The following is a 4,678-nucleotide window of genomic DNA, read 5'->3' on the forward strand; positions in this document are numbered from 1 at the left end:
GGGCGCCGCCGTGTGGTGGTGGTGTGGTGCCGGTTTGTGGTGTGCGAGCCCCCCCCCGCGCTCCAGGGCGGTGCGGGGGGGGGGGGGGGGGCGCGGGGCCGGCCCCGCCGGGCCCCCCCCCCCCCGACCTGGAGGCACGTCGTCGTTGGGTCAGGCGACGTTGGTGGTGCAGGCGCCACAGGTGGTGCCGCAGTTGTCGTTGGTGAGGTTGGTCAGGCTGGCGCCGTCGGCCACCTCCACGAGGGAGACGTCGAGGTCGAACCCGTCCGACGAGACGGCGGCGGGGGCCTGCCCAGTGGTGCTCGGCATGACGATGCTTGCCATGAATCTCAACTCCAGTTCACTGTTGCTGGATTGGTATGGGACGTGCACGCCAGGGCGTCATCGGCGGAGCGTAGCCACGGGGCTACTTCCGCAGGCGAGTTCCTGGCCATCCCGGCTCGCCTGGCCGATGGGCCTGAGCAAGCTGGGAAGTCTGGGAGGGGGCGGCCGTTCTGCTGCGATCAGAAGGGTTTGACGGACGCCGCAATCACGATCAGCGCGACGGCGATTACACACGTGGCCGCGGCCAACCAAATGTCACGTTTGATGCTGCGCCGCCTATCTGGTCGGACGGATGCTCTTTCCGAGGTGGAGACCCTGCGGCCGGGACCGGATCCGCCCCAGCCGCAGGGATTTGGTCCGTGCCCGGCCGCGTGCGAGGAGGACAGCACGCGGCCGGGCACGGGGTCTTAGGTGGCGATGCCGAGCCGGGCCGCGAGCTCGGCGTGCGGTGTGGGCTCGGGCCGAAAATGCGCCAGGGCGTCGCGGAGCGGCCTCGTCGGGACGAGCCGGTCGCTTGCCGACGGCCGGAACCAGTACGGGCCCGGTGGGACTCGCCGGTTCAGGGACGGCAGTGTGATCGTGTGGGGCGCGCCCAGGCACACGGCGTGGCTGTGCGGCTCCCACAGGGCGCTGGACCCGGGCGGGACCAGCCAGTACAACCAACCGCGCTCGGGGTCCTCGATCACGGGGCCGCATCTGCCCTGGACCTGGTCCATCACGGCCACAGTGGCCCGTGCCTGCAGGCCGGAGCTGGTGATGACGACATCGAAGAGGTTGCGCCCCAGGCGTACGCGGGTGTCGGTCCGGGCCTCGACTGCCATGAGGGTGCGGATCACTTCGGCGAGGTCTGCCATGTCGGCGGCCGGCTCTTGGGCTGCGCCGGAGGAATCGACCAGGTGCTGCATTTTGGCGCCGGTTGGCATGGCTGCGGTGGTCACTGGTCAACCTCCTGCCCGGGGCGCAGGGCAGCGCGGACGGTCTTGCCGTCGAACTTGGGGCTGACGAACCAGGTGAGGGCCGCACCCTGTCGCGTGATATCCCAGAGACCGCGCCCCAGTTCGCCAGCGATGGCCTTGCCGAACTCGGGGAACATGGGTGTGGGGTCCGTGACGTCGATGAGCAGCTCATGGGCCTCAGTGATGCTGAGGCAGGCGCCGAATTGCTGCCCGTTCCTTCCGGGGGTGAGTGCGTGCTGCATGGCGTTGTCGATGAGGACGTGCAGCACGTCGATCGCGAGGTGCTGGTTACCGGGCCAGCTCAGCACGGTGAGCAGGGTTCGCGCCTGGATGCGGGCTAAGCCCGCGGCGCTGGGATCCGTCGGGAGGTCCAGGGGGATCTCACGCAGGACCGGCGCGGTCACCGCGGCGGGTTGCATGTCGGAGGGTCCTTTGGTCAGGGGGAGAGTGCACCAGGTCGTTGTGCCGTCCCCGCTGACGCCCCAGGCCTCGGCGAGCGATTCGACGAGGAGCAGCCCGCGGCCGGTCTCGTCGTCGGGGCCGGCGCAGCGCGGCACGGGGTGGAGAGGTGAGCCGTCATTCACCTCGATTACGAGGTAGTCGTCCTGGAGGTAGATGCGGACACCGACGTCCGGGCCGCAGGCGTGACGGAGGGCGTTGGTCGCCAGCTCGGTGAGCAGCAGTTCCGCGGTCTCGATCAGGTTGGGACGGCCCCAGTGGGTGAGGCTTGCGCGGACGATGCGGCGAAGTCGCTGCGGCCAGGCGGCGTCTGCTTCCGAGAGGCCGCCTCCATCAGGATCGGGGCGACGTTCGATGGACATCGCAAGGGCAGGCCGGGCGCCTGTATGGCTTCTCAGTTCATCGGCGGTGACAGGAACGCTTCGACAGGTGCGCTCCCGGCCCGCAAGGTGCGTCGTCATGGTCGGCTCCATGTCGAAATGGCCAGTGACGACATGGTGGGCCCATAACTAGGCCCCAACTGGCCTCAGTTGAGGCTAGTTGGGGCCAAAGGTTGACGGACGGTCAGGCTTGCGAGGTCAGCCAGCTCCCGTACGAAAGGAAACTGTCGGGAAGGCGACGGTGTGCAGCTTCCAGACTGGCGTACGTGTCCCTCACCAAAGGGTGGTACTTCGCCTGTTGCGGAGCGGTCTTGCGCGCCTGGAGCAGGCTGGCGAACGAGGCCTCGAGCCGTCCCGTCCACATCTGCGCGCGGGCCACCTCAGCCCAGTGGTGGCTTGTCCGGGACTTCGGCCAGCCAGCGGGGATGGCGAGCGTGTCCGCCGTCTCGACGGCCTTGTCGTACTTGTCGAGTTCAGCGAGGACGGACACCCGATGCACGCTGACATTGGTTCCGCCGAACGCCATCCACAGAACCTTCGGTGACTCGCCGGTGCGGGCTGCGATGTTCTCGGCCTCGGCGAGGTGCCCCATGGCCTGTTCCTCGTTGTGAGCTCGGCCGGCCATCACGGAGCCGCCGAGGTGGAGCTGCCCAGTTACGACGTCCCGTTCCCGCGAATCATCTGCCTGGCCGATGGTCCGCAAGCCCAGGTCGACGAGCCGCTGTCCGGTCCGGTACTTCCCTTCGCGCAGGTACGTCAGGGCGCGGAAATACTGGTATGCGCCTCCGAAGACCGCGCTGCTAGCGCGCTGAGCGGCCCAGTCCAACCGCGCGAGCGAGAGCTGCGCCAGGTCCGCGTATCCCAGCTTTGTCGCCACATCGTACGACGTGCGGTAGAGCGAGGCGAGGATGAGCCATCCGTCAGTGCTGCCCTGTACGTGCGCTGCTGTGGTCGTCTCCTCGATCAGGCCGGCGACCTCGCTGGCTGCCCGCTTGATCTCTCCGGCGCGGACGGCCGCGCACAGGCTCTCGGAGTCCTCCCGCAGGTTCCGGAGCGGACGCGCCGAGATGTCCGGGTCGGCGCCCAGGTCGTAGACGTCCAGCGCCTCCCGGATCGGAGCTATCAGCACGTCCAGTTCGTCGGCGCGCAGTTCGGCCTTGTACGGCTGCCCGATGATGGTGGAGACCTCCACCCGCATGGCGCGGGCGAAGCAGGCGACGGCGTGCGGGGTGGCCGCTAGCCTGCCTTGCTCGATCTTGGTCAGCGTGTTGTACGGGACTCCGGAGAGGTCGGCCAGGGCCTGTTGAGTGAGGTGGCGTTCGCGTCGAAGGCGCGCGACTCGCACACCGGTGTGGTCTTGAGGCAGAGCGTGCATACTTATCTCCTGTTCTGCTTCGACACCAGAACGGTACCCCTCGATCGGCTTCGCGGGGGCACTGACGAGCCCCGCTCCATTCGGAGCGGGGCTCTTCATTGATGCACCGTCACCCCGTGTTTGACCGCGACGGGTTGTGCACGGGCACCTTGTCGAACGGGCGCACGTAGACCTTGCGGGGGATGGTCGAGCCCTTGGCCCACCGGCCGGCTTCCTCGAGTTCCTGATCGGTGGCGCCTGCCTCGGCAAGGTCGGTGGCGCCTTCCGCGCGCAGGCCGTGGGAGGTAACAGGTCGGCTGTCGCTCACCAGTCCGGACGCGGCGAACCAGTGCTTCACCCGCTCGTTGACGACGTGCCCCCGAAGGTGCGCACCCCGCGTCGTGGCCGTCTTCGCCCGGGTCTCCTCCGTTGCGGGCAATCCGTTCTTGAGGAGATGCCGGAAGACGGGCCCCGCCGTGACGCCCACACTGGCGAGGTACCCCAACCAGGCGCGCATCCGCCGGACAAGCTGGAGGTCCGGCCGATCCTTGAGGATGATCGTCTGCACCTCACCCTTGTGAGTCTTGTCCTCGGCGAGCCACACGAAGATGCGATCGTCCATGTCCTTCAGGTCCTCGATCATGACGTCAGCGTCCTCGATACTGCGGCCAAGGAACCGGTACAGCAACGCCCGGTTGCTTGACTTGCCAGGGATGTCATGCATCCGCCGGCGGGGGTGGATGCGGAGCCCGGCGGTGTGCGCACGATGAGCAAGGCCCTCGCCACGTGGTCCGAAGCCCCTGCGGACGGAGTCGCCGGTAAGCGCCGACGAGGTAGCCGTCGGGCGGCCCGGTTCAGGAGGCGAGGTGGCAGGATGACGCGGTGTCCGACTCTCTGCATGAACTGTGGCTGCGCGGCATCGCCTTCAATCCGGCAGCGCCCTCCGACGTACTGATACGCCTGGTGGATCGAGCGGCCGGTGAGGCCGGCCTGCTGATGTGCGCGGGTCGTGACCTGCCTGACGCCGTCATCGACACAGCCCTCCGCCATCCGCTCGGGGAGATCCGCCGCGCACTCGCCGTTAACCAGCACGTCGACCCCTCACGCCTCGCCCCCTTGGCGACGGACCCGTCGGGGGTCGTCCGCGGGTGGCTCGCCCGCGGCTCACGTTCTTACTCCCGACGGGTCCGACCGCTGCCGGACGA

General features: G+C 68.5%; 5 protein-coding genes and 1 pseudogene. 1 reads left to right on the forward strand and 5 read right to left on the reverse strand.

Annotated elements, in window-relative coordinates; all coding sequences use genetic code 11:
- Nucleotides 1–150: 150 nt before the first annotated feature.
- From ACNPQM_RS21675 to ACNPQM_RS21695, 5 genes are all read right to left on the reverse strand, one after another.
- Nucleotides 151–324: an FxLD family lanthipeptide gene (locus ACNPQM_RS21675; protein ID WP_418085355.1), complete on the reverse strand. Its 174-nt coding sequence runs from the start codon at nt 322–324 to the stop codon at nt 151–153.
- 407 nt (nt 325–731) lie between these two features.
- Entirely contained in the window at nt 732–1,262 is a 531-nt protein-coding gene (locus ACNPQM_RS21680) for a hypothetical protein (protein WP_418085356.1), read from the reverse strand.
- The gene (locus ACNPQM_RS21685; RefSeq protein WP_418085357.1) at nt 1,259–2,200 is read right to left on the reverse strand and encodes an ATP-binding protein; all 942 of its coding nucleotides are present in this window, start codon (nt 2,198–2,200) and stop codon (nt 1,259–1,261) included. Before ACNPQM_RS21685 ends, ACNPQM_RS21680 begins: the two co-directional genes overlap by 4 nt.
- A gap of 103 nt (nt 2,201–2,303) precedes the next feature.
- On the reverse strand, nt 2,304–3,494 hold the full coding sequence (locus tag ACNPQM_RS21690; protein WP_418085358.1) for a helix-turn-helix domain-containing protein: 1,191 nt from the start codon (nt 3,492–3,494) through the stop codon (nt 2,304–2,306).
- Between the two features lie 109 nt (nt 3,495–3,603).
- A complete protein-coding gene (locus tag ACNPQM_RS21695) occupies nt 3,604–4,116 on the reverse strand; it encodes a tyrosine-type recombinase/integrase (RefSeq protein ID WP_418085359.1) in 513 nt (170 codons plus the stop codon).
- 239 nt (nt 4,117–4,355) lie between these two features.
- Between ACNPQM_RS21695 and ACNPQM_RS21700 the strand changes: the two are divergent.
- Nucleotides 4,356–4,678: pseudogene (locus tag ACNPQM_RS21700) on the forward strand (hypothetical protein); the annotation flags it as partial.

The organism is Streptomyces sp. NPDC056231 (assembly GCF_048270745.1).
Classification (GTDB): Bacteria; Actinomycetota; Actinomycetes; order Streptomycetales; family Streptomycetaceae; genus Streptomyces.